This window comes from Bradyrhizobium genosp. A (assembly GCF_049949275.1).
Taxonomy (GTDB): domain Bacteria; phylum Pseudomonadota; class Alphaproteobacteria; order Rhizobiales; family Xanthobacteraceae; genus Bradyrhizobium.
On the sequence record NZ_CP188196.1, the window covers coordinates 3,135,297 to 3,160,342 of the forward strand.

Consider the following 25,046-nt stretch of genomic DNA (forward strand, 5'->3'; position numbering starts at 1 on the left):
TGGTGAGATTGAACAAAAATGATTTCCGATTTTGCAAGGGCCGCGGTGGCCTTGGCACGCGCCGTCTTAGAGGCCGGCGGCAACGAAAATGACCTTGAGCAAGTCGAGATTATCTTGCCCGCAAAGCTCTATGACAAAGTCGACGAGATGGCGGCATGCGAAAATGACTTGCCCTATCGCGGCCCATCATTGCCAGATGATGCTTGGATACGCATCAGCGGGATCAAGTTTGCCAGATCTCGCGACTGAATAAACCGATTTGGCTTGGTGGACGTAAGCGCTTGGCGCTCGTTCGGGCGCGCTCATCTGCGTTTAGAGGCGCAGATGTCCGGCGATCACTTGAGGCCTCGTGTTGCGATAGCGCAGCCTTCTTTGATCGCCGCCGCGAACACGTCCTTTAGACCTGGATCTTGCAAGATAGCGTCGCCGGGACTGAAGTCGGGCACCGGTCTCCAGTCGAGACCTCTGGTCGGCTCAGGCAGGACAGCTGCATTGAATGCGTAGGCGATGCGGCCAGGTCGCTCGCCGTAGGCGCCTTGCTCGACGAACTTTTGAAGTCGGTTCATGTCTCCCCCCTTAATCTGCGGTTTCGGATCGTGGTCGGCCTGCGCGCGCAGGACCCTCTCGAAATCGACGATGCGCTGCTTGAGGGAGACCCTCACGCGGAAGCCAGCGCTCCCCCAGGCCCTTGTTTGCGTGTGCCCCGCTCGTAATGAGCTCTCGTTGCCCCACCAAGCGGAGAACCTATAAGCCGATGAAGGGAGTTTTCGTCCAAGGATGGTCTCGACCTCGGAGAACGTCAGTCTGACGCTTCGCGCCTCGGCCTCTTGCTTCAGCCACCGCTCCAGCGGCTCGTATATTGATTTTCGAATGACCGTGTCTCCAGCCCGGGAAGCGAGGCCAGATCAACCAACTCTCAGGTTCTCCGCGGACGACTTGCCGCGATTTTCGCGTTCCTCGTAGCTGACCTTCGCGCCCTCGTTGAGAGTGCTGAGACCCGCTTTCTCGACTGCTGAGATATGGACGAATACGTCCTTGCCGCCGTTGTCGGGCTGAATGAACCCGTAACCCTTAGTCGGGTTGAACCACTTCACAATTCCGGTCGCCACCGCACGCTCCCTTAAATGAAAACGCCTTACTGTAGGTCGGCGAAACTGGTGACCGCAAGAGCGGACCATGTCGGCCGCTCGCGCGCGCAATCGCCCCGAGGGGACGGATTTTCCAGCCAATCAACCCGTCGGCTTTGCCTTCAGCCCGAGCTCGACCAGCCGGCGAACGGCCTCCGGGCGGGTGGGGAATGGTGGCGCCTGCCGGGCGATCCAGCCATCCAATGTCGCCAGCACGTCCGGTTGCATCCTCACCACGATCGGCGTGCCCTTGCCGGTAGCAGGTGGTCCGCGCCGTTTCTGTGCGATCACGGTCCTCTTTTTCATGATTCCCTGATATCACGGTAACAGCCCTACGGGAAGATGAAAGCTCCCGCGCCGGGCCTACCCCGGTCAAAGGAGGTAACCCGTGACCAAGGCTATCCCAGCACATAGCAAATCCGTTGCCACGTCAGAAGGCACGCCAGAGCCTCGGGCGAGGCCGCCCATGCGCGACCACGCCGAGGCCACCAAGCCAAGCCGCCGCGCCGTCGTCGCGACGCTGGCTGCGGCCCCCCGCACCCGCATCCGGTTTCGCGTTGACGCTGTCCCGCCGCGGTCGCTGGCATGGCGGCCGGATTGGTACCGGCCGCATCAGTTGCCGCCTCCGGCTCGGCATCCGGACGCTCGTCTCCTCGCGCTCGGCGAGCGCTTCCAGCACCTATGCGCCTTGGGGGATGCTGCCCTCGAAACTTACGAGCGGTGTTGCGAGGAGGCTCGCACGGTCGCACGTCCCGGCGCTCTAAGGCATCGCCTTGAAGATCACGTGTTTGGGCTAAACCTGCCGTTCCATGAGGCGGACCACAAAGCGGGCTTCTCAGTCGACCCCAACCTCAGCGCGTTCTACACCTCCGAAGAGATCCGGCTTTTGCGGTATGCCCCGCCACCGCTGGATCTGGAGCTGATCCCGGCGCAGAAGGCCCGGATCGATGAGATCGAGCAGGCGTGGAAGGGCTGGCTCGACGCAAGCTGGGACGCCGACGAAGTAGCAGGCGTAAATGCGGCGTACGAAGCAATGGACCATGTCGTGGACATGAAGCGATCTCTCGGAAAAGAGATCGCGGCGATCCAGGCAAAGACGCCGGCCGGTCTCCGCGTGCGTGCGTTGGCCGTCGCCGAGGTCGTCGACGACACGGGGGAGGATGATTGCTCCCACGATCTGATGGTGGCGGCGATCGTCCGCGATCTCCTCGCGATGACTGCGACCTGAGACGACACGGGGCGGCGGCTCCGGCCTCCGCTCTCACCATGTGAGGGAGCGATGCCGATGCCGCGCGGAGATCGCGCCGCAAGAGTGGAGAGGGCAAAAACCCTCGGCCGCGCCGCGTACCGGCTCGCGCGCGACGGCAAGATCGAAGGCAACTTCAAGCTGGAAGGCGAGGACAAGCGCGAAATGACATATAGCCGCGGCCGCCTGTTCATCGAGTTGCTCGCGCCGTGGCGCGCGGATGCCTACGAATTCGAATGGTCGCGGCTTCGCGTCACATGGGACGGCGCGCATGTGCTCGAGCTGCGCTGGGATCGCGTGGGTTCATTCAACGTCGTGCTTTTCAAGCCCGGGGAATGGGAACACCAACTCCGCCATTCCTGAACCGTCTTGCGGGTGCTCCGAATACGGTGAAATAGGGCCATGTTTCCTAGTTTTCTGCCGAGCGGCGAGTGCGCTTTGCCGCTCGGCGACGCCTATCTTACGTGCATCTTCTCGACGATCGCGTAGAGTAGGATGAAGATCGACAAGAAAGCGAAGAACCAACCTGCAGTCTGTTCGCTCCGCGCGAATTCCCTGTTTGGATCGGTGTCGGTCGCCTGAGGTACCGATGGCAGCCCTTGGGATGGCCGACGGTGTTTCGCCAAACGGCCGAGCAGCCGCCGAACCGTCGCTTCCGAAGGCGGGGCGTTCATCTCTTCCTTAAACCGCAAGCATCAGTGGGAATTGTCGCGCCAACTCCAGATCGACATAGCCGGTCGGGTCGAGCCATTCGTGGGGGCAGTAGCCGAGCGACGCCTGATCGATCTCAAGCCCGTCTCTGGCGATCGCCGAGCGCGTGCCCATTCGCCCGATCCATTCTTTTTCCCCGGTCGTCGGATCAAGACGCATTGCGTCGAACACGGCTGTGTCGTTCGTCACCGGCAACCCCCAAGGTGCTGAAATCGATAGTCCGCAATGAGGTGAGATTACCGCGCGCGATCCCGACGGCAAGCAACATCGTTGCTGCAGTTGCTCACGGCCTGGGGCGTATAGACGGGACTGACGACCCTGGGAAATTTACGGGTGGGCCAACCGGTCACGCTGGCGGACTTATGCTACATGAACATCAAGCGACCGGTGCCCACCGGTTATATCTCTGCTAACTCCCGCCGCCGGCTCACGAGGTCGGCGGCAATTTCTTTGCTCCGCGGATCGACAAATACGAAGGCCGCAGCGACACGAAATCGCTGCGGCCCGCATTGTCAAAAAGAACCGGGTGAAAAAGATCTAAGTGAAATATGCAGCCAGCCCCGGTAAGGACTTTTTTAACCGAGCTTGATTTGTCGCGCGAATCATTTTCGCGAGTTCCGAAAATGAAACTCAAAAGGTCCTTAATGCAGGTTGGAGTGAGTGAGGAAAGGCCCGCCGGGGCTGGCTGTTGGCGGGCCTTCAACCCCAAGCAAGGCCGCGTATGTCCCCAGCGGCCCTCGTCCCAACGAACATACGATGGCCCCGCTAATCAAACGTAAATCAAGTTCTGTTCATATGTGCCGGTCGCGATGGTGAACTCACTGCGACTTTTGGTCGGAGGCCCGCTGGTAAAATCTGGTGGGCTTCTTCCGTTTTAAAGCCAACTTTTTTGAGCCAACGCGCCGAATACTGCGGAGCCGCGAGAATGATAAGGTACGAGAAGCCCAAGAAGTGGACTGAGGCAGAGGTGCAACTCTTGCTCAAATTGGCCCGGGAAGGCGCGCGACAGGTCGAAATTGCCCGCGAATTAGAAAGATACGTTTCATCGGTCAAGCGTGTGGCGGAAAACTTAGGTATCCAACTGCAGAAATGACGTGGCCCAGCCTATACGCTTTGGCGGATCAATCCTCGTCGTCATAATACTTTGACGGACATGTGCCAAATCGTCGGCGCTGGGATTTAGCTGCCCAGACCGGAATGCACGAACAGCCCGCGAACGACCATACTCCGCTCGCGTGGCGTTCCCTGTCCTCGTTGTGCTTTAAGGTTGGTGCATGTTCAGTGCGGAAACAACTGCGCTTCTGAGAGCGGTATTTGAGGAAGTTTGCAAAAACATCCCCGTCAATGAAACGGGCGCCAGAACGCACGTTGCATCGAAGCTCCTTGAGGCAGCGGCGCAGGGGCAATTTTCGAAAGACGCACTAAAGGCGGCTGGGCGCAAGGCGCTCAATCCTCTCACGATGTGGCGCTGAATATCTGCTCAGGTCGGTTTTGGAGGCCCAAGCTCTCCCGCGCTCAACTCCGCAATTGGATCGGCAGCCGGGAGCATTGGGGGCTGGAAGCCAAACCGTGCCATGTTCGCTCTCTAGCAGCAATCCTCTTACGGACTCCATTTTCGGAACGTGGTGTTCTACTGTGAGAACACTGGCGAGATTTCAGTACCAGCCAATTTCAAGTTGCCCGGGATGGCCGCTAGGGACTGGAACCACTCTGCGGCCTTTCCCGTCTTACGAAGACGGGTCATTGATCCCCACCCCCAGGATCAGCGCTTCCAATGGCTGCCTGCCACTCCGGCGCTACGTGCTCCTTCTTCGGCAGCTTCGCGATGTGCTCGCGGGGATCCGGCAGCGTCACCAGGTTGCCGCCTGGCGGGTCAATCCCCATGCGCAGTAAGCTCGCGCGCGTTCCGAGCTCCCACCCGGTTTCATTCGTCGCCGTACGAGGCGGCTCGCATGAACTGCTACCCCCAAATCGTCAGGAAAATTCGATGTGGCTCCGAAGTCCGGTTTGTCGGCCGTCAACGACGATAGGGTCGTGAGGGCGTCCCGGTTGAGGCTGCTCGCCGATCAGGCCGAGTTGAACCAAGTGACCAAAGTACGCCCTGGATTGTCAGGATATGCGAGCCCCGCAGGAAGGCCAACCGACTCGATAACAGGCGGAGCGAAAAGGCTATTCGTCGCGCCTAGCTGCTTCTCGGCGACCGCGTGGAGGAGCCTCGCCTCGTCAGAGGACAGTGCTCTGACAATTGTGACAAAGGCGGGGTGAGCATCTTTCGTGCGCGATGCATGCCCCGAGGTGCTGAGCAACTCGGAAAACTTCGCATCTATATTGGTTCCCTCTGACTCATGCCGAAAAGCTTCGATGATCGGGCCGAGAGTTTGAGGGGCCGGAGTGATGCGGTCCTGTTCGGAAAGCTGAGGCGCTCGGGTTCATTCAGGTCACCGCAAGGGCCGGGTTGGCAGCGCAAACCGTCGATCGCCAAACCTGTTTCGGCTAACCTTCCGTCCGATCAAGGGCGCGCGCAAGGAACGATGGCACACACGAATGGCGGAAAATCGCGAGCGCCGAGGAGGCCCGCGGCTTTTTTAGGATGTCCCGTTCGGCCTTCAGCTTGGTGACCTCGCGCTTCAGCTGCGCGATCTCCAACTGCTCCGGCTTCATCTGACCGTGGCCGGGGAATGCATGTTGCGGATCGTCCGCAAGCTGCTTCACCCAGCTGCGCAACTGTGTCGGATGAATGCCCAGGTCTTTCTACGCCTGCGCATACGACACGCCTCGCTGCTTGATCAGCCGAACGGCCTCAAGCTTGAACTCCCGCGTAAACTGCCTTCTCTCCATGACGCACCTCCTGCTCCATAGACACCTAACTTACTGGGGCTGCGTCCGATCTCGCCATATAACCCTCGGCCGACTTGTCGGAAATGCTCACTTTCGCTGCTCGATCAAGCGGGGTCTTTGCCGGCCTCGCACAGCTTTTGGGACAATGGGATAAAGGACCGCCGGCGCCAAGAGGCGCTCCGGATCTTGGTCCGAGGCGGTGGTAATCTGCGGGGATATGTGAGCCGGTTAACAGTTCAGCCTGCGGTCCCGTGCCATAAGGAGATGGGTGGAACGCGGTTTCCATTTGGCGCGCAATAGCGACAGGAGCTTGCAATCGCAGCGTTTTTGCTGTCCGATCGTGCATTGTCGTTTTGGGTGGGAGCTGTTTCGTGTACCGATTAAAAAGGTCAGCGACCGGCCGTATTGGCTTAGCGTTTGTTTTTCTGTTGATGGGCATTGGGTCGTTCCCCGCGTCTCCGCTCGGCGCCACTTCCGAGATAGGCGATGATGCCGCCATCGCAAATAGCCTAGCGGGTCTTCTGCGCGCCGCGAGGCAGGTCATTTCCAACAATCAAAGCCTCATTAATGATCCGAACCTCGGGGACAAAGGCCTGAGCGGTCGGGTCGTGCTGCGGCAGAGCATCGAGTTGTACAAAAAGAGTTCAGGTGTGGATCCTGAGGCTGTTGACCCAACGACGCGCCTCGGAAAGCTGCTGCATGCGCAGATGGATGCTATTGTCGAAGCGACGGACGCAAACCAGGCTACAATCAACGCGAAGGGAGTCGGCTTCAAGGCATTTATTCCGGCCGTCTTTGCCCGACTTGTCAACGAAGCCTTTGCTAGTCGCGCCGGGGACATCGCGCATGTTAAGGTAACCGCGCCCGAGCAACTCGTGCGTAACCGCAAGGCGAGACCCGACCAGTGGGAAGCGGACGTGATCCGCAACAAACTGCTGCAGGCGGATTGGCCGCGCGGGCAGGCTTACTCCACGACGGCGAACGTCAATGGGCGAGCCGCGTTTCGCATGATGATGCCCGAATATTATGCGAACTCCTGTCTTAGCTGCCACGGGTCGCCGAAAGGCGAAACCGATATCACTGGTTATCCGAAGGAGGGCGGCAAGGAAGGCGATCTGGGCGCCGTCATTAGCATTACACTTTTCAGATAGGCCAAAAGCGTAACATGACCGTTCCCTCGAACCATGCCGTTGGGAATCTCGCGCAGACAGGTGGGCGCGAAGCAACTGGTGGGAACGGCGGTCTCGACCTGCTATCTCGGCTGACCATTCGCACCCGCCTAGTCACGCTCTCGGGCGTGTTGCTGTGCCTTTTGATTGCCACCAATTTCTACCTCCTCCGAACGCTCGCGCACAATTCAGCCGCTGTGACCACCGAAGGTGAGCTGAGCACGATCATCGACTCCGCGAACGGGAGCCGCATCGCCTTCGGTGAGATGCGGTACTGGATGACGGATTTGGCGGTCAGCCTCCTTACCGTATCGGAACGCAACGCCGCGAGCGCGCGCGCTCGCATGGACGATTCTCTGGATCAGCTTTCTCGGCTCAAGCCCGAGTTGGTTGCGGCCGTTCGCGCCGAGCGGGAGAAATTCGAGAGTGCCGCGAACCAGGCGGTCGACAAGTACACCAGCGACCAGCGCATTATCGGCAATTCGCTGTTGGCGGAAGCTCGCAATCACAGCATCAGGGTGGACGAGCTGTTGAATTCGCTAATTGGCGAATTGCGCGGCGAGCTCAGCGCGCAGCGCGAACAGATTATCAACGAAGTTGCATCGGCAACCCGCGGAACGATGATCGCCGATGTCTTAATTCTGGCAATCGGCGTCCTGTTGACACTGTTGATCCTTCGTTCAATCGCGGTCCCGCTGCGCCACTTGATCGGCGCCATCGATGGCCTCAATGCCGGCGACGTTTCAGTTGCGATCCCGCCCGCGGGCCCCGATGAGATCGGCGCGATGGCGAAGACGCTCACGCTCTTTCGGGACAGTCTTGCGGAGCGCAAGCGTTTCGCGGCGGAAGCCGATACGCAGCGCAAGACCATGGCCGCCGCGATTGCAACCATATCGGAGGGCTTCGTTCTGTACGATGCAGAGGACCGCATCGTGCTGTTCAACGAGCAATTCCGCTCCATTTATCCGGGTCTCTCGGATATCCTCGCGGTTGGAACCAGTTTCAGAGAGATCCTGGACGCAACCATTACTCGCTCGATTGTCAATCTCGGAGACAAGAGTCCTCAGACCTGGGTCGCTGAGCGGATGGCGCAGCACCGGCAGCCTAACGGTTTCGTCGAATATAGTTACGGAAAGCGATACATCCGCATCAGCGAACGCCGCATCCAGGGTGGTGGTACGGTCGCGGTCTATTCTGACATAACGGAATTGCGCCAGCGCAATCTGGAACTCGAGCAGGCTCGCGAACTGTCAGAGGTAGCGAACCAGGCCAAAAGCCAGTTCCTCGCCAATATGAGCCACGAATTGCGCACGCCACTTAACGCAATCATCGGCTACAGTGAGATCCTGCAGGAAGACGCCGTCGACAACGACCAGGGGCAGCTCGTGCCCGATCTGAAGAAGATTGAGGGGGCGGGGCGCCATCTGCTTGGCTTGATCAACGATATCCTAGATCTGTCAAAGATCGAAGCCGGCAAGATGGAGCTTTTCCTCGAGTCGGTCGACGTCTCGGCGCTTATCGAGGAAGTCCGAGCGATCATCTCGCCGCTCATCGTGAAGAACGCAAACTCGTTCGAAGTTCTCATTGCGGAAGATGTCGGCTTCATACGGACCGACCGAACCAAGCTTAAGCAAAGCCTGCTCAACGTGCTGAGTAATGCCAACAAGTTCACCGACAAGGGCAAGTTGACGCTGACCGTTAAACGCCTCGCCGAAAATCGATCGCTGCAGATCGCCATCTCGGATACCGGCATCGGAATGGCGCCCGAGCAGCTTGGCCGCTTATTTAAGGCGTTCAGCCAGGCTGATGCCTCGACCACCAAGAAGTTCGGTGGAACTGGCCTGGGGCTAGCTATCACGCGACATTTTTGCCGCTTGCTCGGCGGCGACGTCACTGCCGACAGCGAGCACAACAAGGGGTCCACGTTCACGATCGTACTTCCCGAGATCGCTGAAGATGCGCCCCCGACGGCAGTTCAGCCCGATCCAGAACTTGGTTCAGGAGTGGTCGAGGGCGATCGCGGCACCTTCACGGTGCTCGTCGTTGATGACGATCCGGCGGCGCGCGATTTGCTTACAAACTATTTGAAGCGTGCAGGATATCGCGTGATTACGGCGCGCAATGGCGAAGAAGCGCTGCATCTCGCCCGCAAACTGGGTCCAGATGCGGTTACGTTGGATGTTTTGATGCCGACCACAGATGGCTGGGCGGTGCTAAGCAGCTTCAAAGCCGACCCGGATCTGCGTCACATCCCGGTGATCATGGTGACGGTTGCGCCGGATCGTGGGATTGGCCTTTCGCTCGGCGCGGCCGACGTGATGACAAAGCCGGTCGATCGCCAGGAGCTGACTGCGCGTCTGCGCGAGTTGGTTCCACACGAAGGGCCAATCCTAATGATCGAGGACGACGAAGCGGCTCGTCAGACCATTCGCCATACCATTGCGAAACTTGCGATTCCTCTCGTTGAGGTCACGAATGGCCGGCTTGCACTCGACTGGCTTGCCAAAAATCCCCCTCCTGTGCTGATTCTTCTTGATCTCATGATGCCGGAGATGGACGGATTCGAATTTCTGGACGCGTTTGATGAGCGCTCTGAGTGGCGCCACATTCCTGTCGTCGTGATTACCGCAAAGCAATTGTCGGCAGAGGAGCGTAACCTTCTGGTTCGACGCGCGAAGACGATTATCGAAAAGCGAGCATCGATCGACACGGACATAGCCACTGTGATCAATAACGCAGTGGGGAGGCGAGCTCGACCGGCGGCGACATGACCTGATGGCAGCAAATAAATGGCCAAAATATTGCTAGTTGAAGATAATGAGATGAACCGGGACATGCTGTCCCGTCGCCTCGTCCGCAAGGGATTTGAGGTGGTTATGGCAGTTGACGGTGGCGAGGCAGTCAATATGGCTGAGACCGAACAGCCGGATCTAATCCTCATGGACATGAGCCTGCCGGTCGTCGACGGCTGGGAGGCGACCCGGCAGGTTAAGGCATCCGCCACAACTGGCCATATTCCGATCATCGCGTTGACCGCACATGCGATGTCGGGGGACAAGGAGAAAGCGCTCGGCGCGGGTTGCAACGATTACGACACCAAGCCAATCGAAATGTCGCGCTTGCTGGAAAAGATAGAAGCTCTATTGCCGCCTAGTTGATCTTATGAATGCACTTTCGGGCACAGGCCAATCGGATCCGCTTTTCGGTCGCGCGCTGGAGGCGTTCATCCGGCAGGAGTTCAGCATTTCGACCCAGGTCATTGTCGAAGTCGCAGAACTCCTGATAGATGACGCGCGCCGCGACCATGACGACGCGTTGCTCGAAGATCTTACGCGCATTCGCACCGCGGGGCTCTCGCTCCAGCAAGAGCTTCATCGGCTGGTCGCCTTAACCCTTAGAGGATCCGCATCGGCCGAGCTTGACCTTGCTCAATTCAAGGCCAAGCTTCGCCACGACCTGAGAACGCCCCTGAATGCGGTCAAGGGCTACAGCGAACTGATCATCGAAGATGCGCGCGATAACGGCCGCGAACAGCTGCTCAACGATGCCGAGAAAATGGTCGCCGCTGCCCAGCAGTTGCTGAAACAGGTCGATAGGCTTGTCGCGATGACTGACTCAAGGGCAATCGGGACGCGCGACAGTCTGCCTCTCTTCGTCACTTCGCAGCAGGATCTCGTTGGCCAGGTCATCGCATCGATCGGCCCGGCCCGAAGCCGCCATCGTTCGCAACCGAGCAGTATCTTGGTCGTCGACGATATTCTGGCTAACCGCGAATTGCTTTCCCGCAGGCTCAGCCGCGATGGTCACGGTGTCTGCATGGTCGACGGGGGTGCCAGTGCGCTGGAGCTAATCGCGCAGACTCCGTTCGATTTGGTGTTGCTGGACTTGATGATGCCGGACATGAATGGCTTCGAAGTCTTGCTGCGCTTGAAAGAGGATCCGGCCCTGCGGAATATCCCGGTCATCATGATATCGGCTCTTGATGAGATCGACAGTACCGTCCGCTGCATCGAAGCGGGCGCTGAAGACTACATTCCGAAACCTTTCAATCCGGTGCTGCTGACCGCGCGCATAGAGGCGACCCTCGAACGAAAGCGACTACGCGATCGAGAACAGGCCTTCACTGATCAATTGCGGATCGAGAAGAACAAGTCCGACGCGCTGTTGTTGAACATTCTGCCGGCGGGAGTTGTCGAGCGCATGCGTCTGGGCGAGGTGGCAATCGCCGATCGGTTCCCAGATGCGACGATCCTGTTTGCGGACCTGGTCGGCTTTACCGGCCTTGCCAGCGGCTCGTCTCCGGCGCGGATTATCGAAATTCTCAACCACTTGTTTTCCGATTTTGATGCGCTCGCGAAATCTCTCAAGCTCGAGAAAATCAAAACCATCGGCGATGCTTATTTGCTGGCTGGAGGTCTTCCTGATGAGCGCCCCGATCATGCAATCGCCGTTGCGGACATGGCTCTCGGCATGATCGAGATCGTTCGCGAGACTGGCAAGCGGTTCGAAATAGAGCTGTCATCGCGCATTGGCATCCATTCCGGCGACGTGGTAGCCGGCATTATTGGCCAGCACCGATTTATCTACGACGTCTGGGGCGACACGGTGAATACCGCGAGTCGGTTGGAATCTTCGAGTCAACCCGACCGAATCCAGATCTCGGAGGTCACTTACAAAAGGGTAGCGGAGTGCTTTCGTTGCGAACCTCGCGGCCACGTCGAAATCAAAGGCAAGGGGCGGATGCCGACCTATTTTCTCGGGCCCCGGTTCTAAGGGATTCCGGTCAACTCCTGGAAGACGGCGGACAGGCGGCTTGGTTTCGGGAGCTTTTTGGGGGAGACCGAGCCTGCTGCACCAGCCCCGGCGCGGCCAAAGCCGATGTGACTACCTTTGTGGAGAATTATGCGTGGGCTCGCAAGCTGGGGGTCGTCACTCTCGAAGACGGGCCGGACCTCGGCGCCGCGGCCCAGCGCCCCTGACCGACGAAGCGCGGCTCTCGCGACGAACACAGCCGGACGTCCTTCGGCCAGTATCTCCATCCGGAGCTACGTGGTGCCGGGTGGCAACAACCATTTGCTCAACCAACTTTTTGGTTGAGCGCGCTGCCGGGCGAACGGGCGAACCCACGACCTAGCGATTGAAGATCACGTGGCCGGACGCGGGTGCAGCCTGGAGTGGGTGGAAGGCACTTGCAGGTACACCAAAGGTACGGTTTGGGAGACTCAAAAGAGACCGTTGATTGCACCGTGGATTGTACGCGGCTCGTTCTGGAAAGATCAATCAAACTAAGAAAGTTGACGTGACACCCCTAGCCTCGAACTCACCGAGGCTTTCAGCCCGCCGCCGAGGACCCCCGGGACGTTGCTGCCGAGGTCGTTGTAAGCTTGCGGGATTTTATCAGGTCGGGAAACTGGGCTGGCCGGGCGGCTGATCCGCAAAATGTTGCGCGACACGCCCATCGAATTGCGCGATGAGCCATGTGAGAAGGTCGCCGCTCATGCTCAGTGTGACCAGCATTTGATGATGGTCGTCGGTAATCGTATCGACCTTTCGCAGCACCATCCGTCCGGTCTCCTTATCGAGATCGAACGCCGTCTTGTTAGAACAAAAATTTGGATGAGCGAACTCGCAAAGCCATGAATAGAGCGTAAGCGTAGCTCTGCGGCCCTTTCGATTGGTGGTTGACGCCTATTTGGCCCGCGTGGCGCGTCGCCGCGGCTTCCACGTGTCGGACAACGCGTTGACGGCGGCCTCGAGCGCCTTCCGGTCGATGACGTTGGGACCGAACCGGTCGGGGCCCCACAGGCGCATATGTTCGTGCTTCGGATGGGTGGGGTCACCGATGGCATCAAGGTACTCGGCATAGCCTGGGGCACCGCCGACGTCTTCCGGAGGACAACGACCGGCGGCCTCGAGCAAGAGGGGAAGTCCCTCCGTCGTGGTGTTGTCGAACCATTTTTCGAGTTTGATCACATGGTCCCAGCTGTCGCCGAAGTCGTAGAGATAATGAATCGTCTTCGCGCCGGTCTCTTGAACGATATCACAGAGCCGCGCTTTGCTGGCATCCATGGGCTGGTGGCCGTAATCGTTGTGGGGATCGGGAATCCGCCAACGGATCTCACCAGCGAAGAACTCAAAGAGGTGGCTGTTCGTCCAGCCGAACGCCTCCTGAAGCGTCAGATGCAGTCGATCCAGGCGCAGGGTGACAGGTACGACAAGACGACGCATCACCTCCGGTTTCACGTCCTTGAGGGTCACCTCGATCCGGACCGCGGTCGTGTTGAGGCTCATGCTGCCAGCTTCGGATCGTGTGCATGCATCGTATAGGTCGACGCCCAGGGGAGCAGTTCGTCCAGTCGCGCCGCAGGCCAATCATTGATAAGCTTCGCGAGAACGTCGGCGAGCCAGTGCTCGGCACTGACGCTATTGAGCTTACAGGTCTCGATTAACGAAGCCAGGACTGCCCAACTCTCGGCGTCCTCATCGCAACCGGCAAAAAGGGAGTTCTTGGCGTTGAGCTTGATCGGCCGCATCGCACGCTCGACCGCATTCGTGTCCATCTCGATGCGCCCGTCATCAAGGTACAGCGTCAGGCCGTCCCAATGACGCAGCGCATAACGCAAAGCCTTCGCCGTATCGCTCTTCTGCGCAAGGTGATCAAGCGTTGCCTCAAACCACTGCTTCAAGGCTGCAGCCAGAGGCCGGGCATGCGCTTGTCGACCGGCACGGCGCTCGGCATCCGACCGGCCGCGGAGTGCTTTCTCGACCGCGTAAAGCTGGGCGATGCGCTCGAGAGCCTCGCGGGCAACCGGAGCTGGCGCCGGCGAAGCCTCGCGCTCGATCTTCACAAACCGGCGCCGCAGATGCGACCAGCAAAAGGCGAGCGTCCCGGACAGGGCGTCCGCACGCGTCTCTCGGGTCATGGTCTTGTAGGCCTGATAGCCATCGCAATGGATGATACCGCGATAGCCCTCGAGCAGCCTCAAGCCATGAACGGCCCCACGGCCCAGTGCATAGGCGTAAACCACGCCAGGTGGGTCAGGTCCGGCCCAAGGCCTGTCATCGCGCGAGAGCGCCCAGAAGTAGCCGGTTTTCGTCCTGCCGCGCCCCGGATCCAACACCGGCGCCCGGGTCTCATCGACACAGAGCTTCGGAGAGGCGAGCAGAAGCTCGCGCAGACGATGCCACAAGGGCTTCAATTCCCGGGCGGCATAGCCGACCCAGAAGGCGAGCGTGGAACGGTCAATGGCGATGCTGTGCGTCGCCAGCATCTGCGCCTGGCGGTAAAGCGGCAAATGCCAATGATACTTGGCGTCGATCACATGCGCGACGAGCCGCTCGGTAGGCAATCCTCCACTGATCAGTCGCTCGGGAGCAGCGTGCTGGAGGACGACGCCGTGACAGGCACGGCAGGCCAGCTTGGGCCGGCGGGTGACGATGACGCGATACTGCGCCGGAACGACGTCGAGCCTCTGACTCTTATCCCGACCAATCTCGAAGAGGTCGCCCTTACAAGACGGACAACAAGTCTCGGCCGGCATCAGGATTTCGACGATGCGTGGCAAATGCTCCGGCAGCTTGCCATGGTTGGCTCTGCGCTCGGCAGTTCTCTTCTCGCAGGTTCTGGGATTGGCGCGTTCCTCGGCCGCTTCGAGAGCCGCGACGGGCCTCTTCGATGTCCTCCAGAGCAAGCTGTATCTGATCAGCATCCAGCTTTTCCGACGATCGGCCGAACTGCACATCTTTTGCCAGCTTGAGCAGTGAGCAGCCGCTCGCTCAAATCGCCCATGATGGGATTGGGCTCATCCACGCTAGCTCATGTTCGCTGGGATTGGGCGACTTGCAGTCCCGTCTCATCGAGCGAGCCTGCTTTGACGTCGTAGCTTCACCTTGAGGCCAAGCTGGGTGGAGCGCTCACACAATTCGCTTGTTTGTGAGCAAGGCTGGCAGCGGGGCTCCCGGTCTCACTGTTCTGAGTCGAAACAGCAATGGCAAGAGGCGGCCAACCTCGTTCCCGAGAATTGGTCGAGCGAATGATCTTGATGTGCAAACCTTGATGCGCCTCGTTAGGCGACGAGTCTGAGCTTCTGCCGTTTATTTTTGGCCGGCTGCTTCCCCGACGCACTCTGGCGCGGCTTGATGAAGTCAGCCCACGCCTGGAGCACCTCGCGGCGCCGCTGGATCATCTCGCTGTCCCAATACGACAGTTCAGCCTCATCACCGACACGATGAGACAGGCAGAATTCAAGCACTTCGCGGCGGAAATTGTGCTCTTTATTGTCTGCGCCCCAATTTCGGAAACTCGTGCGGCAGCCATGCATGGTGGATCTGACGGCAGTGCGCTCGATAGCTCCAACAAGAGCGTTCGCCCGGAATGGCTGATGTTCCTCAGCGTGGTCGGAGGGGAATACATACTTATCTGTGCGCCGCATCGATTGGATGATCTCAATGGCGATATCTGACAGTGGCACGAGATGCGGTTTGGGCTCGAGGTCCCCCTTTATCTTCATCTTCTCAGCTGGAACCATCCACGTCTTCGCTTCGAGGTCGAGCTCTGTCCATTCCATAAGCCGGATTTCTTGGCTGCGCGACACAGTGAGGATGCCGACTTCTGTGCAGCGCGCGGCATTGCCGGGATCAGAGCGCAGCCCTGTCATCATTTGCGGCATCTTCGTGTATGGGGCGGACCGATGTCCCTTTTTGCGATTCAGCTTGCGGGGCGACGGCAGCAGGTGTTTGAGGTTGCCGCGCCATGCGGCGGGATTCTCACCCGTGCGCAGCCTCAACGCCTTGGCTGCGTCCATCAGCCGCTCGATTCGCTGGCGCGTCCGCGACGCTGTGACCGGCTTCACGGTCCAGATCGCCTTGAGTGCCTCCAACACGTGCTCGGTGGTGATCTCATGGAGCTTCTTCTCGTGCAAGTTCGGCACATCGCGGATGGAGCGCTGCCATTGGGTTAACTCCTCTTTGGACAAGCCCCGGCACCAATCAGGGTACTGCTCCTCCGCAAATTCCTTGAACGTCTTGCTGTTCTGAGCAGTGACCCGTTTTTTGACGCGCGGATCGATGCCCTCGCGCTTCAATGCAACCTTATATTCGCGGGCCTTCTCGCGCGCACTGCTTAGGGTCAGAACGTCACCCCCTGCGCTGTCGCGGTCGCCAGCTCTGGCGAACTCCATCTGCGCCCGTCTGCCCTCGGGGTCGGTGAAACGGAAGGCCCACACCCGATCACCGCTCCCGCGCACGACCAGGTAGAGTCCCCCAGTATCCGCATGAGCGCCAGCTTGCAGGGATTTAACTTGGTTCGAATTGAGTGCCACTTTAACGTTCCCCTTTCGCTTACCACTTACCGTCACGGATGCTTTGCTCGTCGTGATCAGTCGTTCCACAAGGAACCAGTGCGGATGTGTGACCGTCACGGATACTTTCAAAGGGATGGATGCCTCGCCTTACCACTTTTTTACCAAGACCGGCTGGCGTTCGGCGATTTTGGGCGAAGACAGACGATAGTCTATAAAGCCAACGTACTGTAAAGATAGCGGAATATAAAGGGTGACGATGTTCGGTGACACCAGACGCGGTATCGAAATTGGGTACATGATCCGTGACGGCATTCGGTAAACTCGTCCGCACCACGGCATTCCGGCTGACGCTGGTCTACCTGTTCCTGTTTGCGATTTTCGCGGCCTCTCTGCTCGGTTATTTCGCCTGGAACACGCGGCGTTTGATCACCGAAGAGATCACGCAGACGGTGAATGCCGAGACCTCGGAGATCAACGAGATCTACGGCCGCCGCGGCCTGTTCGGCCTCGTGCGCTCGATCGAGTATCGGGCGCTGCGGCCGGGCGCCAATCTCTACCTCGTGACCACGCCGACCGGGCAGGCGGTCGCCGGCAATGTCGGTTCGCTGGCGCCGGGCGTGATGGCGACGCGCGGCTGGTCGGAGACCGCCTACCGGCGCATCGAGGACGCGGATGACCGCGACCATCGCGCGCTGGTGCGCGTCACCGAACTTGAGAACGGTTTCCGCCTCCTGATCGGCCGCGACCTCGCCGAGCGGCGGCGCTTGTTCGGCATCGTCGCCAAGGCCGCGCAATGGTCGATCCTGATCGTGGTGGTGCTCGGCCTCGGCGGCGGCGTCTTCGTCGCGCGCAGGGTGCTGACGCGCATCGATGCCATGACCGGCACGGCCCAGCGCATCATGACCGGCGATCTCAGCGGGCGCCTGCCGGTGGGACGCAGCGGCGACGAGCTCGACCGCCTCGCCGAAAACCTCAACGCCATGTTGGAGCGGATCGAGGCGCTGATGGTAGGGCTCAAAGAAGTCTCCGACAATATCGCCCACGATCTCAAGACGCCGCTGACGCGTTTGCGCAACCGCGCCGAGGAGGCGCTGGCGAAATCGGGCTGCGAGGCCGACTATCGCGCGGCGCTTGAGCGGACCATCGAGGAATCCGACGGGCTGATCCGCACCTTCAACGCGCTGCTAATGATTGCGCGCGCGGAGTCCGGCCAGGCGCGCGGCAACATGGATGATTTCGACGCGGCCGATGTCGCCAACGGCATTCATGAGCTCTACGAGCCGTTGGCGGAAGACGACGGCATGACCTTGAAGGTCAAGACGCAAGCCGCGCCCATTCACGGCAATCGCGAATTGATCAGCCAGGCGCTCGCCAATCTCGTCGAGAACGCGATCAAATACGGCAAGCCGGCCGCGCAGTCGGCCGGAACCGTGGTCAGCATGGACGCCCGTCAGATCACGATCGAGGCCAGGCGGGAGGGCGACCAGGTGCTGCTCAGCGTCACCGACCGCGGCCCCGGAATCCCCGAAGCCGATCGCAAGCACGCCGTCGAGCGATTCGTCAGGCTGGAGGCGAGCCGCACCATGCCGGGCTCGGGTCTCGGTCTCAGCCTCGCGTCCGCCGTCGCCACATTGCATGGCGGCGAATTGCGGCTGGGCGATGCCCAGCCCGGTCTCGTCGCCATGCTGCTGCTGCCGGCGCGCGCGGGGGCTGGCGACAGGGTTGCTCCTCCAATACCGGATGTGCCACAGAAGGTGGCATGAACCACTCCGCGCCGGGAAACGCGGACAAGCATGGTGAGAGCCTCGCCGCACGCTTCGCGGAGGCCCCCCATATTGCCGCTTCCACAACCGATGAACGACGTTTTGAAAGCTGGCTGGCCGAGCTCGAGCCGGCACAGTCGGCTCGTCTGGACGCCTTGCTGGTCCATCCTTTTGCCCGGATTATTCTCGCCGGGATTGCGGAATTCTCGCCTTATTTGTTCGATCTGGTGCGCGCCGATCCGCTGCGCCTGATCCGCTTGCTCGAATGCGAACCGGATGCGCATCTCGCTGCGCTGATCGCGGAGGCGAGGGGCGCGGTGCTCGCCGCCCCCGACGAAGCCGAGGTGATGCGGCTGCTTCGCCGGATGAAAGCGGAGGCGGCGCTCCTGATCGCGCTGTGCGACATCGGCGGGGTCTGGCCGGTGATGCGGGTGACGGCGGCGCTAACCGATCTCGCGGTGTCCTCGGTGCGGGCGGCGCTGCAGTACCGGCTGCGACAGGAGGCCGCACGCGGCAAGCTCGTGCCGCCCGATCCCGAGGCGCCGGAAGTCGGCTGCGGCCTGATCGTGCTTGCGATGGGCAAGATGGGCGCGGGCGAGCTGAACTATTCCAGCGACATCGATCTCATCGTGTTCTTCGATCCCGATGCCACGACGCTTGCGCCCGACATCGAGCCGCAGCCATTCTTCGTCCGGGTGACGCAAGGCATGGCGCGCATTCTCCAGCAGCGCACCCATGACGGCTACGTCTTCCGCGTCGATCTGCGGCTGCGTCCTGACCCGTCCTCGACGCAGGTCGCGATTTCGCGAGATGCCGCGCTGAACTATTACGAGCGGGAAGGGCGCACATGGGAGCGCGCCGCGATGATCAAGGCGCGTGCCTGCGCCGGCGACGCCAGGGCAGGCGAGGCGCTGCTTGTCGAAATCGCGCCCTTCGTCTGGCGGAAGCATCTCGACTTCGCAGCACTTGCCGACGTGCATGACATGAAGCGGCAAATGCAGACCTATCGGGGCCAGAGCGAGATCTCGGTCGAGGGCCACAACGTCAAGGTTGGCCGTGGCGGCATCCGCGAGATCGAATTCTTCGCCCAGACCCAGCAACTGATCGCCGGCGGCCGCCATCCGGAATTGCGGGTGCGGCCGACGCTCGCCGCGCTGAACATCCTTGCTTCCAGCAACTGGATCACTTTCGCGGCGCGCGACGAGCTGACCACCGCGTATGAATTCCTGCGCCGGGTCGAGCACCGTCTCCAGATGATCGCCGACGAGCAGACCCATGCGCTGCCGGAGGACAAGGAGGCGGTCGAACGCTTCGCCTGGTTCTTCGGCTATGACAGCCGCGAGACCTTCGCGCGCGACCTGCTCCGCCAGCTCGAGGTCGTCCAGGGACATTACGAAAAACTGTTCGAGGGCGATGACCCGACCGGCACGGCAAGCCTGCCTGCGATCGACTATCGCGCCGGTCCCGACGATTCGCGCCTGCTTCAGCATCTGACGATGCTCGGATTCAAGAAGCCGGCCGCCCTTGCACAGACCATCCGCGACTGGGTCACCGGCGACTACCGCGTCTTCCGCAACGGGCAGACGCGAAGCGCCTTCGTCGAGTTCGTGCCGGCCCTGATCGACGGCCTCGCACATGCCGAGGAGCCGGACCGCGCGGTGGTGGCGTTCGACCATTTCCTCCGAGCGCTCCAGCGCGGCGGACGGCTGATCACGCTGCTCGGCCAGAACCGCGATCTCGTTGCGCTCGTTGCGCTCGTGCTTGGCGCGGCGCCCAGGCTAGGCGAGATGCTGGCACGGCAGCCGCAACTGATGGACGGCCTGATCGATCCGCGCTTCTTCGGCGCGATGCCGGACAAGCAGGAATTGTCGGCGCGGCTTGCGACCACGGTGCATGACGCGGGCTCCTACGAGGAGTTTTTGGACCGCCTGCGCCTGTTCGGGCAGGAGAGCCTGTTCCTGATCGGCACCCGCATTCTCTCCGGCACCGTCTCGGCGCAGCACGCGAGCACGGCCTTTGCCGATGTGGCCGAAGGCATTGTCGACACCGTGCACGGCCTCGTCGCCGATCGCTTCGCCGACCAGCACGGGCGGATCAAGGGGCAGGAGACTGCCATCATCGCGATGGGCCGGCTCGGCAGCCGCGAGATGACGGCGTCCTCGGATCTCGATCTGATCCTGCTCTATGACTTCGACAGCGACAATCCGGACTCCGACGGCCAGAAATCACTCCAGGGCGCGCATTACTTTGCCCGCTTCACCCAGCGCCTGATCAGCGCCTTCACGACCCGCACCAATTACGGCGTGCTCTACGAGATCGACATGCGGCTGCGTCCTTCGGGACGCGCCGGTCCGGTGGCATCGAGCCTTGTCTCCTTCGCGGACTATCAGGCCAACGAGGCCTGGACCTGGGAGCACATGGCGTTGACGCGCGCGCGCGTGGTGTCGGCGTCGCCCGAATTCACCGCGCGGATCGAGAGCATCATCCGCGAGGTCCTGACCCGCCGTCGCGACCCCTCGATCACCGCCAACGACGTCGCCGACATGCGCCGTGCGATCGCGCAGGAGAAGGGTGAGACCGACTATTGGGACCTGAAATATGCCTCCGGCGGCATGGTCGATATCGACTTCATCGCGCAATATCTCCAGCTCGTGCATGGCCATGACAAGCCGGATATTCTCGACGTCAGCACGGTGCAGGTGCTGGAGAATGCCGCCAGACTCGGCGTGCTTCCGCATTCGGAGGCGGAGATCCTGCGCGCCGCGGCGCGGCTCTATCACGATCTGACGCAGATCCTGCGGCTCTGCGTCAGCGACCGCTTCAAGCCGGAAACGGCGGGCACCGACCTTCAGCGTGTGATGGCGCGCGCCGCCGATGCGCCGGATTTCTCGTCGCTGGAGGCGCGCGTGAAGGAGACGCAGGGCGAGGTGCGGCGCGTGTTCAGTGCGCTTCTGGAAGGGAAGTCGTCGGCTTGAGCGAGGTCAGGGCTTCGCGCACGTTCGGCTCGAGGCCTGCGCCGCCAGCATCGAGATGCGCGAAGATCGCGCGCTTCATCCGGGGATCCCAGAATTTCCTGATGTGGTCGGCGATCCCGGGCACGGCCTTGTCGTGGCCCTGGCTGCGGAAGAACGTGCCGATCTGGTTGGCCATGTAGACGAGACGATCAGGCGACGACATCGATAATCTCCGGAGCACGATGGACCGTGACGCGGCCCTGGTGCGTGAACACTTCAAACCCGTCGTTGCGGGCAATTGCAATCAGCGTGATACCGGCAGCTGCGGCGGTGCGTACCGCAAGCGCGGTCGGTGCGGAGACCGCGACCATCACAGGCGCGCCGATGGCGGCCGTCTTCTGTACCATCTCGACCGAGACGCGGCTCGTCAGCAGCACCAAGCCGGCACTTGCGTCCGTGCGGTTGCGCGCCAACGAACCAGCGAGCTTGTCGAGGGCGTTGTGCCGGCCCACGTCTTCGCGCAGGGCCACGATGCCATTCGATGGCGACCAGAAGGCCGCGGCATGCACCGCGCGGGTCTGCATGTTGATCGATTGCAGGGGGGCGATCGCCTGCATCGCCGTCATGATCTGCTGCGGCGTGAAGGTCTGCCCTTGCGGCACCACAGCTGCGGGCCGCACGGCTTCCGCGATCGAATCGATGCCGCAGATGCCGCAGCCGGTCGGACCCGCGATGTGGCGGCGGCGCTCGCTGATGCGCGCGGCGTCTTCCGGCTCGAGCCACATGCGCAGCTCGATGCCGTCGTCGAGGCGGACCACATCGAGCGACTTGATGTCGTCGACCGATTTGATGATACCCTCGTCGAGGCTGAAGCCGACGGCAAAATCCTCGAGGTTCTGCGGCGTCCCCATCATGACGGCATAGGTGCCGCCATTATAGGTCAGCGCCAGCGGCGTCTCCTCCGGGATCAGCCGCGTCCCTTCGGAGGTGACACCGTCGCGCCAGATTTCGCGGTCGATGGCCTGGACCGGCGCGTGCATGCGGTTACTCCGCGGCCTCGGCCGGCGCAATGCGGCGGGAGTGCCGCGCCTGCTCGTCGTAGCTCTTCTGCCAGTCGGACGGGCCGTTCGACGGCGAGATCTGCACTGCCGTGACCTTGTATTCGGGGCAGTTGGTCGCCCAGTCCGAATATTCGGTCGTGATCACGTTGGCCTGCGTGTCCGGGTGGTGGAAGGTGGTGTAGACGACGCCGGGCGCGACGCGGTCGGTGAGCTCCGCGCGCAGCGTGGTCTCGCCGGCGCGGCTCTGCAACCGCACCCAGTCGCCGTCGCGCACACCGCGCTGCTCGGCGTCGTGCGGGTGGATCTCCAGCCGGTCTTCGGCATGCCAGACCACGTTCTCGGTGCGCCTTGTCTGCGCGCCGACATTGTACTGGCTGAGGATGCGGCCCGTGGTGAGCAGCAGCGGGAAGCGGGGACCGGTGCGTTCGTCGGTCGCGACATACTCGGTCACGACGAACTTGCCCTTGCCACGGACGAAGCCGCCGATATGCATCACCGGCGTGCCCTCCGGCGCCTTCTCATTGCAGGGCCACTGCACCGAGCCAAGCTCGTCCAGCTTGGCGTAGGAGACGCCGGCAAAGGTCGGTGTCAGCGCGGCGATCTCATCCATGATCTCGGAGGGATGGCCGTAGTTCATCTCGAATCCCATCGCCTTGGCGAGCGCGATGGTGACTTCCCAGTCGGCCATGCCGTTCTTCGGCGACATCACCTTGCGAACGCGCTGGATGCGGCGTTCGGCATTGGTGAAGGTGCCGTCCTTCTCGAGGAAGCTCGAGCCGGGGAGGAAAACGTGGGCGTAGTTCGCGGTCTCGTTGAGGAAGAGGTCGTGGACGATGACGCATTCCATCGCCGACAGCGCCGCCACCACATGCTTGGTGTTGGGATCGGATTGCAGGATGTCTTCGCCCTGCACATAGAGCCCCATGAAGGTACCTTCGATGGCGGCATCAAACATGTTGGGAATGCGCAGGCCTGGCTCCGGGTTGAGCTTGACGTTCCAGAGCGCTTCGAACTGGTCGCGCACGGCGTCGCCCGAGATATGGCGGTAGCCGGGAAGCTCGTGCGGGAACGAGCCCATGTCGCAGGAGCCCTGCACGTTGTTCTGGCCGCGCAGCGGGTTCACCCCGACGCCGGGACGGCCGATATTGCCGGTTGCCATCGCCAGGTTGGCGATCGCGATCACCGTGGTCGAACCCTGGCTGTGCTCGGTGACGCCGAGCCCGTAATAGATCGCGCCATTGCCGCCGGTGGCGTAAATGCGGGCCGCTTCACGCAACGTCTGCGGATCGACGCCGGTGAGGATGGCGGTCGCTTCCGGGCTGTGCTTGGGCTGGGCCACGAAGGCGGCCCATTCCTCGAACTCGGTCCAGTCGCAGCGTTCGCGCACGAAGGCTTCGTTGACGAGACCTTCGGTGACGACGACATGCGCCAGCGCCGTCACGACGGCGACGTTGGTGCCGGGCATCAGCGGCAGATGCAGCGACTTCACGTGGGGCGATTCCACCATCTCGGTGCGGCGCGGATCGATCACGATCAGCTTGGCGCCCTGGCGCAGCCGCTTTTTCAGGCGGGAGGCGAAGACGGGGTGAGCCGAGGCCGGGTTGGCGCCGATGATCATGGCGACGTCGGTATTCTCGACCGAGTCGAAATCCTGCGTGCCGGCGGAGGTGCCGAAGGTGACCGACAGACCATAGCCCGTCGGGGAGTGGCAGACGCGCGCGCAGGTGTCGACATTGTTGTTGCCGAAGCCGGCGCGGATCAGCTTCTGCACCAGATAGGTCTCTTCGTTGGTGCAACGGGACGAGGTGATGCCGCCGATGGCGTCACGGCCGTATTTCTTCTGGATGCCGCGCATCTTGGCCGCGGCGAACGAGAACGCTTCATCCCAGGAGACTTCGCGCCAGGGATCCTCGATCCGCTCGCGGATCATCGGATTGAGGATACGTTCCTTGTGATTGGTATAGCCCCAGGCGAAGCGGCCCTTGACGCAGGAATGGCCGCGATTGGCCTTGCCGTCCTTGTACGGCACCATCCGGACGACTTCCTCGCCGCGCATCTCGGCCTTGAAGGTGCAGCCGACGCCGCAATAGGCGCAGGTGGTGACGACGGAGTGCTCGGGCTGGCCGATCTCGATCACGGACTTTTCCGTGAGCGTCGCGGTCGGGCAGGCCTGCACGCAGGCGCCGCAGGAGACGCATTCGGAGCCGAGAAAACTCTCGCTCATGCCGGGCGAGACGCGGCTGTCGAAGCCACGGCCGGAGATGGTCAGCGCGAACGTACCCTGAACCTCTTCGCAGGCGCGGACGCAGCGCGAGCAGACGATGCACTTGGAGGGATCGTAGGTGAAGTAGGGGTTGGACTCGTCCTTCGGCATCCAGGCGGCGTTGACCTCGCCGTTGGACTTGCCAGGTGTCTTGGCGAAGACGTGGTTCTCGCCCTCATAACCGTAGCGCACCTCGCGCAGGCCGACCGCGCCGGCCATGTCCTGCAATTCGCAATCGCCATTGGCGCCGCAGGTGAGGCAGTCGAGCGGATGGTCGGAGATATAGAGCTCCATCACGCCTTTGCGCAGCTTCTTCAGCCGCTCGCTCTGGGTGTGCACGACCAGGCCGTTCATGACCGGCGTGGTGCAGGAGGCCGGCGTGCCGGCGCGGCCCTCGATCTCGACGACGCAGAGCCGGCAGGAGCCGAATGCATCGACCATGTCGGTCGCGCAAAGCTTCGGGATCTGATGGCCCGCATCCATCGCGGCGCGCATGATCGAGGTGCCTTCGGGCACCGTGACCTGGTTGCCATCGATGGTCAGCGTGACCATCGTTTCCGATTTGGAGCGTGGCGTGCCGAAATCGATTTCTTCGATCAGAGACATTGTCGT

General features: G+C 61.4%; 21 protein-coding genes and 3 pseudogenes. 10 read left to right on the forward strand and 14 right to left on the reverse strand.

The window, feature by feature from the left end; translation table 11 throughout:
* Nucleotides 1–18 precede the first annotated feature (18 nt).
* Nucleotides 19–249, forward strand: coding sequence for a hypothetical protein (locus ACP2YP_RS14425; protein WP_426424885.1), 231 nt, complete (start codon nt 19–21; stop codon nt 247–249).
* Nucleotides 250–335: 86 nt separating this feature from the next.
* Here ACP2YP_RS14425 and ACP2YP_RS14430 read toward each other — a convergent pair whose 3' ends face one another.
* From ACP2YP_RS14430 to ACP2YP_RS14445, 4 genes and pseudogenes are all read right to left on the reverse strand, one after another.
* Entirely contained in the window at nt 336–662 is a 327-nt protein-coding gene (locus ACP2YP_RS14430; RefSeq protein ID WP_426424887.1) for a hypothetical protein, read from the reverse strand.
* A 27-nt stretch (nt 663–689) separates the two neighbouring features.
* Nucleotides 690–872: pseudogene (locus ACP2YP_RS14435) on the reverse strand (DUF7662 domain-containing protein); the annotation flags it as partial.
* A gap of 33 nt (nt 873–905) precedes the next feature.
* Entirely contained in the window at nt 906–1,109 is a 204-nt protein-coding gene (locus tag ACP2YP_RS14440; RefSeq protein WP_426424889.1) for a cold-shock protein, read from the reverse strand.
* A gap of 120 nt (nt 1,110–1,229) precedes the next feature.
* A complete protein-coding gene (locus tag ACP2YP_RS14445; RefSeq protein ID WP_426424890.1) occupies nt 1,230–1,433 on the reverse strand; it encodes a hypothetical protein in 204 nt (67 codons plus the stop codon).
* Nucleotides 1,434–1,593: 160 nt separating this feature from the next.
* Here ACP2YP_RS14445 and ACP2YP_RS14450 point away from each other — a divergent pair, with 160 nt between their 5' ends.
* Together ACP2YP_RS14450 and ACP2YP_RS14455 are read left to right on the forward strand one after the other, a co-directional pair.
* Nucleotides 1,594–2,355, forward strand: a complete 762-nt coding sequence (locus ACP2YP_RS14450) for a hypothetical protein (protein WP_426424891.1) — start codon at nt 1,594–1,596, stop codon at nt 2,353–2,355.
* A gap of 51 nt (nt 2,356–2,406) precedes the next feature.
* Entirely contained in the window at nt 2,407–2,736 is a 330-nt protein-coding gene (locus tag ACP2YP_RS14455; RefSeq protein ID WP_426424892.1) for a hypothetical protein, read from the forward strand.
* Nucleotides 2,737–3,054: 318 nt separating this feature from the next.
* On the opposite strand, the gene ACP2YP_RS14460 is transcribed toward ACP2YP_RS14455, so the two are convergent.
* Entirely contained in the window at nt 3,055–3,273 is a 219-nt protein-coding gene (locus ACP2YP_RS14460; RefSeq protein ID WP_426424893.1) for a hypothetical protein, read from the reverse strand.
* A 1,085-nt stretch (nt 3,274–4,358) separates the two neighbouring features.
* On the opposite strand from ACP2YP_RS14460, the gene ACP2YP_RS14465 reads away from it, so the two are divergent.
* The gene (locus tag ACP2YP_RS14465) at nt 4,359–4,556 is read left to right on the forward strand and encodes a hypothetical protein (protein WP_426424894.1); all 198 of its coding nucleotides are present in this window, start codon (nt 4,359–4,361) and stop codon (nt 4,554–4,556) included.
* A 594-nt stretch (nt 4,557–5,150) separates the two neighbouring features.
* Here ACP2YP_RS14465 and ACP2YP_RS14470 read toward each other — a convergent pair.
* Together ACP2YP_RS14470 and ACP2YP_RS14475 are read right to left on the reverse strand one after the other, a co-directional pair.
* Complete coding sequence (locus ACP2YP_RS14470; protein ID WP_426426153.1) at nt 5,151–5,480, reverse strand: Abi-alpha family protein; 330 nt, start codon at nt 5,478–5,480, stop codon at nt 5,151–5,153.
* Nucleotides 5,481–5,658: 178 nt separating this feature from the next.
* A pseudogene (locus ACP2YP_RS14475) lies at nt 5,659–5,922 on the reverse strand (transposase); the annotation flags it as partial.
* Between the two features lie 431 nt (nt 5,923–6,353).
* Between ACP2YP_RS14475 and ACP2YP_RS14480 the strand changes: the two are divergent.
* From ACP2YP_RS14480 to ACP2YP_RS14495, 4 genes are read left to right on the forward strand one after another with little or no spacing between them, the layout of a single operon-like run.
* The gene (locus ACP2YP_RS14480) at nt 6,354–7,073 is read left to right on the forward strand and encodes a Tll0287-like domain-containing protein (protein ID WP_426426155.1); all 720 of its coding nucleotides are present in this window, start codon (nt 6,354–6,356) and stop codon (nt 7,071–7,073) included.
* A gap of 14 nt (nt 7,074–7,087) precedes the next feature.
* The gene (locus ACP2YP_RS14485; protein WP_426424896.1) at nt 7,088–9,862 is read left to right on the forward strand and encodes a response regulator; all 2,775 of its coding nucleotides are present in this window, start codon (nt 7,088–7,090) and stop codon (nt 9,860–9,862) included.
* An 18-nt stretch (nt 9,863–9,880) separates the two neighbouring features.
* Nucleotides 9,881–10,249 carry a response regulator gene (locus ACP2YP_RS14490; protein WP_426424898.1) on the forward strand — a complete coding sequence of 123 codons (369 nt, stop codon included), beginning with the start codon at nt 9,881–9,883 and terminating at the stop codon, nt 10,247–10,249.
* Nucleotides 10,250–10,253: 4 nt separating this feature from the next.
* A complete protein-coding gene (locus tag ACP2YP_RS14495) occupies nt 10,254–11,864 on the forward strand; it encodes an adenylate/guanylate cyclase domain-containing protein (protein WP_426424899.1) in 1,611 nt (536 codons plus the stop codon).
* Between the two features lie 624 nt (nt 11,865–12,488).
* Here ACP2YP_RS14495 and ACP2YP_RS14500 read toward each other — a convergent pair.
* From ACP2YP_RS14500 to ACP2YP_RS14515, 4 genes and pseudogenes are all read right to left on the reverse strand, one after another.
* Complete coding sequence (locus ACP2YP_RS14500; protein ID WP_426424900.1) at nt 12,489–12,653, reverse strand: hypothetical protein; 165 nt, start codon at nt 12,651–12,653, stop codon at nt 12,489–12,491.
* Between the two features lie 126 nt (nt 12,654–12,779).
* On the reverse strand, nt 12,780–13,382 hold the full coding sequence (locus ACP2YP_RS14505) for a plasmid pRiA4b ORF-3 family protein (RefSeq protein WP_426424901.1): 603 nt from the start codon (nt 13,380–13,382) through the stop codon (nt 12,780–12,782).
* Nucleotides 13,379–14,852 (reverse strand): annotated as a pseudogene (gene tnpC / locus ACP2YP_RS14510) (IS66 family transposase); the annotation flags it as partial. The pseudogene tnpC and the gene ACP2YP_RS14505, both read right to left, overlap by 4 nt.
* A 305-nt stretch (nt 14,853–15,157) precedes the next feature.
* Nucleotides 15,158–16,411: a tyrosine-type recombinase/integrase gene (locus ACP2YP_RS14515; protein WP_426424902.1), complete on the reverse strand. Its 1,254-nt coding sequence runs from the start codon at nt 16,409–16,411 to the stop codon at nt 15,158–15,160.
* 284 nt (nt 16,412–16,695) lie between these two features.
* Between ACP2YP_RS14515 and ACP2YP_RS14520 the strand changes: the two genes are divergently transcribed.
* Nucleotides 16,696–18,156, forward strand: coding sequence for an ATP-binding protein (locus tag ACP2YP_RS14520; protein WP_426424903.1), 1,461 nt, complete (start codon nt 16,696–16,698; stop codon nt 18,154–18,156).
* Entirely contained in the window at nt 18,153–21,131 is a 2,979-nt protein-coding gene (locus tag ACP2YP_RS14525) for a bifunctional [glutamine synthetase] adenylyltransferase/[glutamine synthetase]-adenylyl-L-tyrosine phosphorylase (protein ID WP_426424905.1), read from the forward strand. Before ACP2YP_RS14520 ends, ACP2YP_RS14525 begins: the two co-directional genes overlap by 4 nt.
* Here the strand turns inward: ACP2YP_RS14525 and ACP2YP_RS14530 are convergent.
* The 3 genes from ACP2YP_RS14530 to fdhF are packed head-to-tail and all read right to left on the reverse strand — an operon-like array spanning nt 21,097 to nt 25,040.
* Nucleotides 21,097–21,333, reverse strand: coding sequence for a formate dehydrogenase subunit delta (locus tag ACP2YP_RS14530; RefSeq protein ID WP_426424906.1), 237 nt, complete (start codon nt 21,331–21,333; stop codon nt 21,097–21,099). The genes ACP2YP_RS14525 and ACP2YP_RS14530 overlap by 35 nt on opposite strands.
* Nucleotides 21,320–22,150, reverse strand: coding sequence for a formate dehydrogenase accessory sulfurtransferase FdhD (fdhD, locus tag ACP2YP_RS14535; protein ID WP_426424907.1), 831 nt, complete (start codon nt 22,148–22,150; stop codon nt 21,320–21,322). The genes ACP2YP_RS14530 and fdhD overlap by 14 nt, the downstream gene beginning before the upstream one ends.
* Before the next feature lie 4 nt (nt 22,151–22,154).
* Nucleotides 22,155–25,040 (reverse strand): formate dehydrogenase subunit alpha, encoded by a 2,886-nt coding sequence (fdhF, locus tag ACP2YP_RS14540; RefSeq protein WP_426424908.1) that lies wholly within the window; start codon nt 25,038–25,040, stop codon nt 22,155–22,157.
* Nucleotides 25,041–25,046: the final 6 nt, after the last annotated feature.

What these genes read in the sequence shown, in the direction of transcription:
- ACP2YP_RS14505 (WP_426424901.1), bottom strand. Translation starts at nt 13,382, where the DNA reads ATGAGCCTCAACACGACCGCGGTCCGGATCGAGGTGACCCTCAAGGAC.
- ACP2YP_RS14500 (WP_426424900.1), bottom strand. Translation starts at nt 12,653, where the DNA reads ATGGTGCTGCGAAAGGTCGATACGATTACCGACGACCATCATCAAATG.
- fdhD (WP_426424907.1), bottom strand. Translation starts at nt 22,150, where the DNA reads ATGCACGCGCCGGTCCAGGCCATCGACCGCGAAATCTGGCGCGACGGT.
- ACP2YP_RS14480 (WP_426426155.1), top strand. Translation starts at nt 6,354, where the DNA reads ATGGGCATTGGGTCGTTCCCCGCGTCTCCGCTCGGCGCCACTTCCGAG.
- ACP2YP_RS14530 (WP_426424906.1), bottom strand. Translation starts at nt 21,333, where the DNA reads ATGTCGTCGCCTGATCGTCTCGTCTACATGGCCAACCAGATCGGCACG.
- ACP2YP_RS14455 (WP_426424892.1), top strand. Translation starts at nt 2,407, where the DNA reads ATGCCGATGCCGCGCGGAGATCGCGCCGCAAGAGTGGAGAGGGCAAAA.
- ACP2YP_RS14485 (WP_426424896.1), top strand. Translation starts at nt 7,088, where the DNA reads ATGACCGTTCCCTCGAACCATGCCGTTGGGAATCTCGCGCAGACAGGT.
- ACP2YP_RS14450 (WP_426424891.1), top strand. Translation starts at nt 1,594, where the DNA reads ATGCGCGACCACGCCGAGGCCACCAAGCCAAGCCGCCGCGCCGTCGTC.
- ACP2YP_RS14465 (WP_426424894.1), top strand. Translation starts at nt 4,359, where the DNA reads ATGTTCAGTGCGGAAACAACTGCGCTTCTGAGAGCGGTATTTGAGGAA.
- fdhF (WP_426424908.1), bottom strand. Translation starts at nt 25,040, where the DNA reads ATGTCTCTGATCGAAGAAATCGATTTCGGCACGCCACGCTCCAAATCG.
- ACP2YP_RS14445 (WP_426424890.1), bottom strand. Translation starts at nt 1,433, where the DNA reads ATGAAAAAGAGGACCGTGATCGCACAGAAACGGCGCGGACCACCTGCT.
- ACP2YP_RS14495 (WP_426424899.1), top strand. Translation starts at nt 10,254, where the DNA reads ATGAATGCACTTTCGGGCACAGGCCAATCGGATCCGCTTTTCGGTCGC.
- ACP2YP_RS14490 (WP_426424898.1), top strand. Translation starts at nt 9,881, where the DNA reads ATGGCCAAAATATTGCTAGTTGAAGATAATGAGATGAACCGGGACATG.
- ACP2YP_RS14525 (WP_426424905.1), top strand. Translation starts at nt 18,153, where the DNA reads ATGAACCACTCCGCGCCGGGAAACGCGGACAAGCATGGTGAGAGCCTC.
- ACP2YP_RS14425 (WP_426424885.1), top strand. Translation starts at nt 19, where the DNA reads ATGATTTCCGATTTTGCAAGGGCCGCGGTGGCCTTGGCACGCGCCGTC.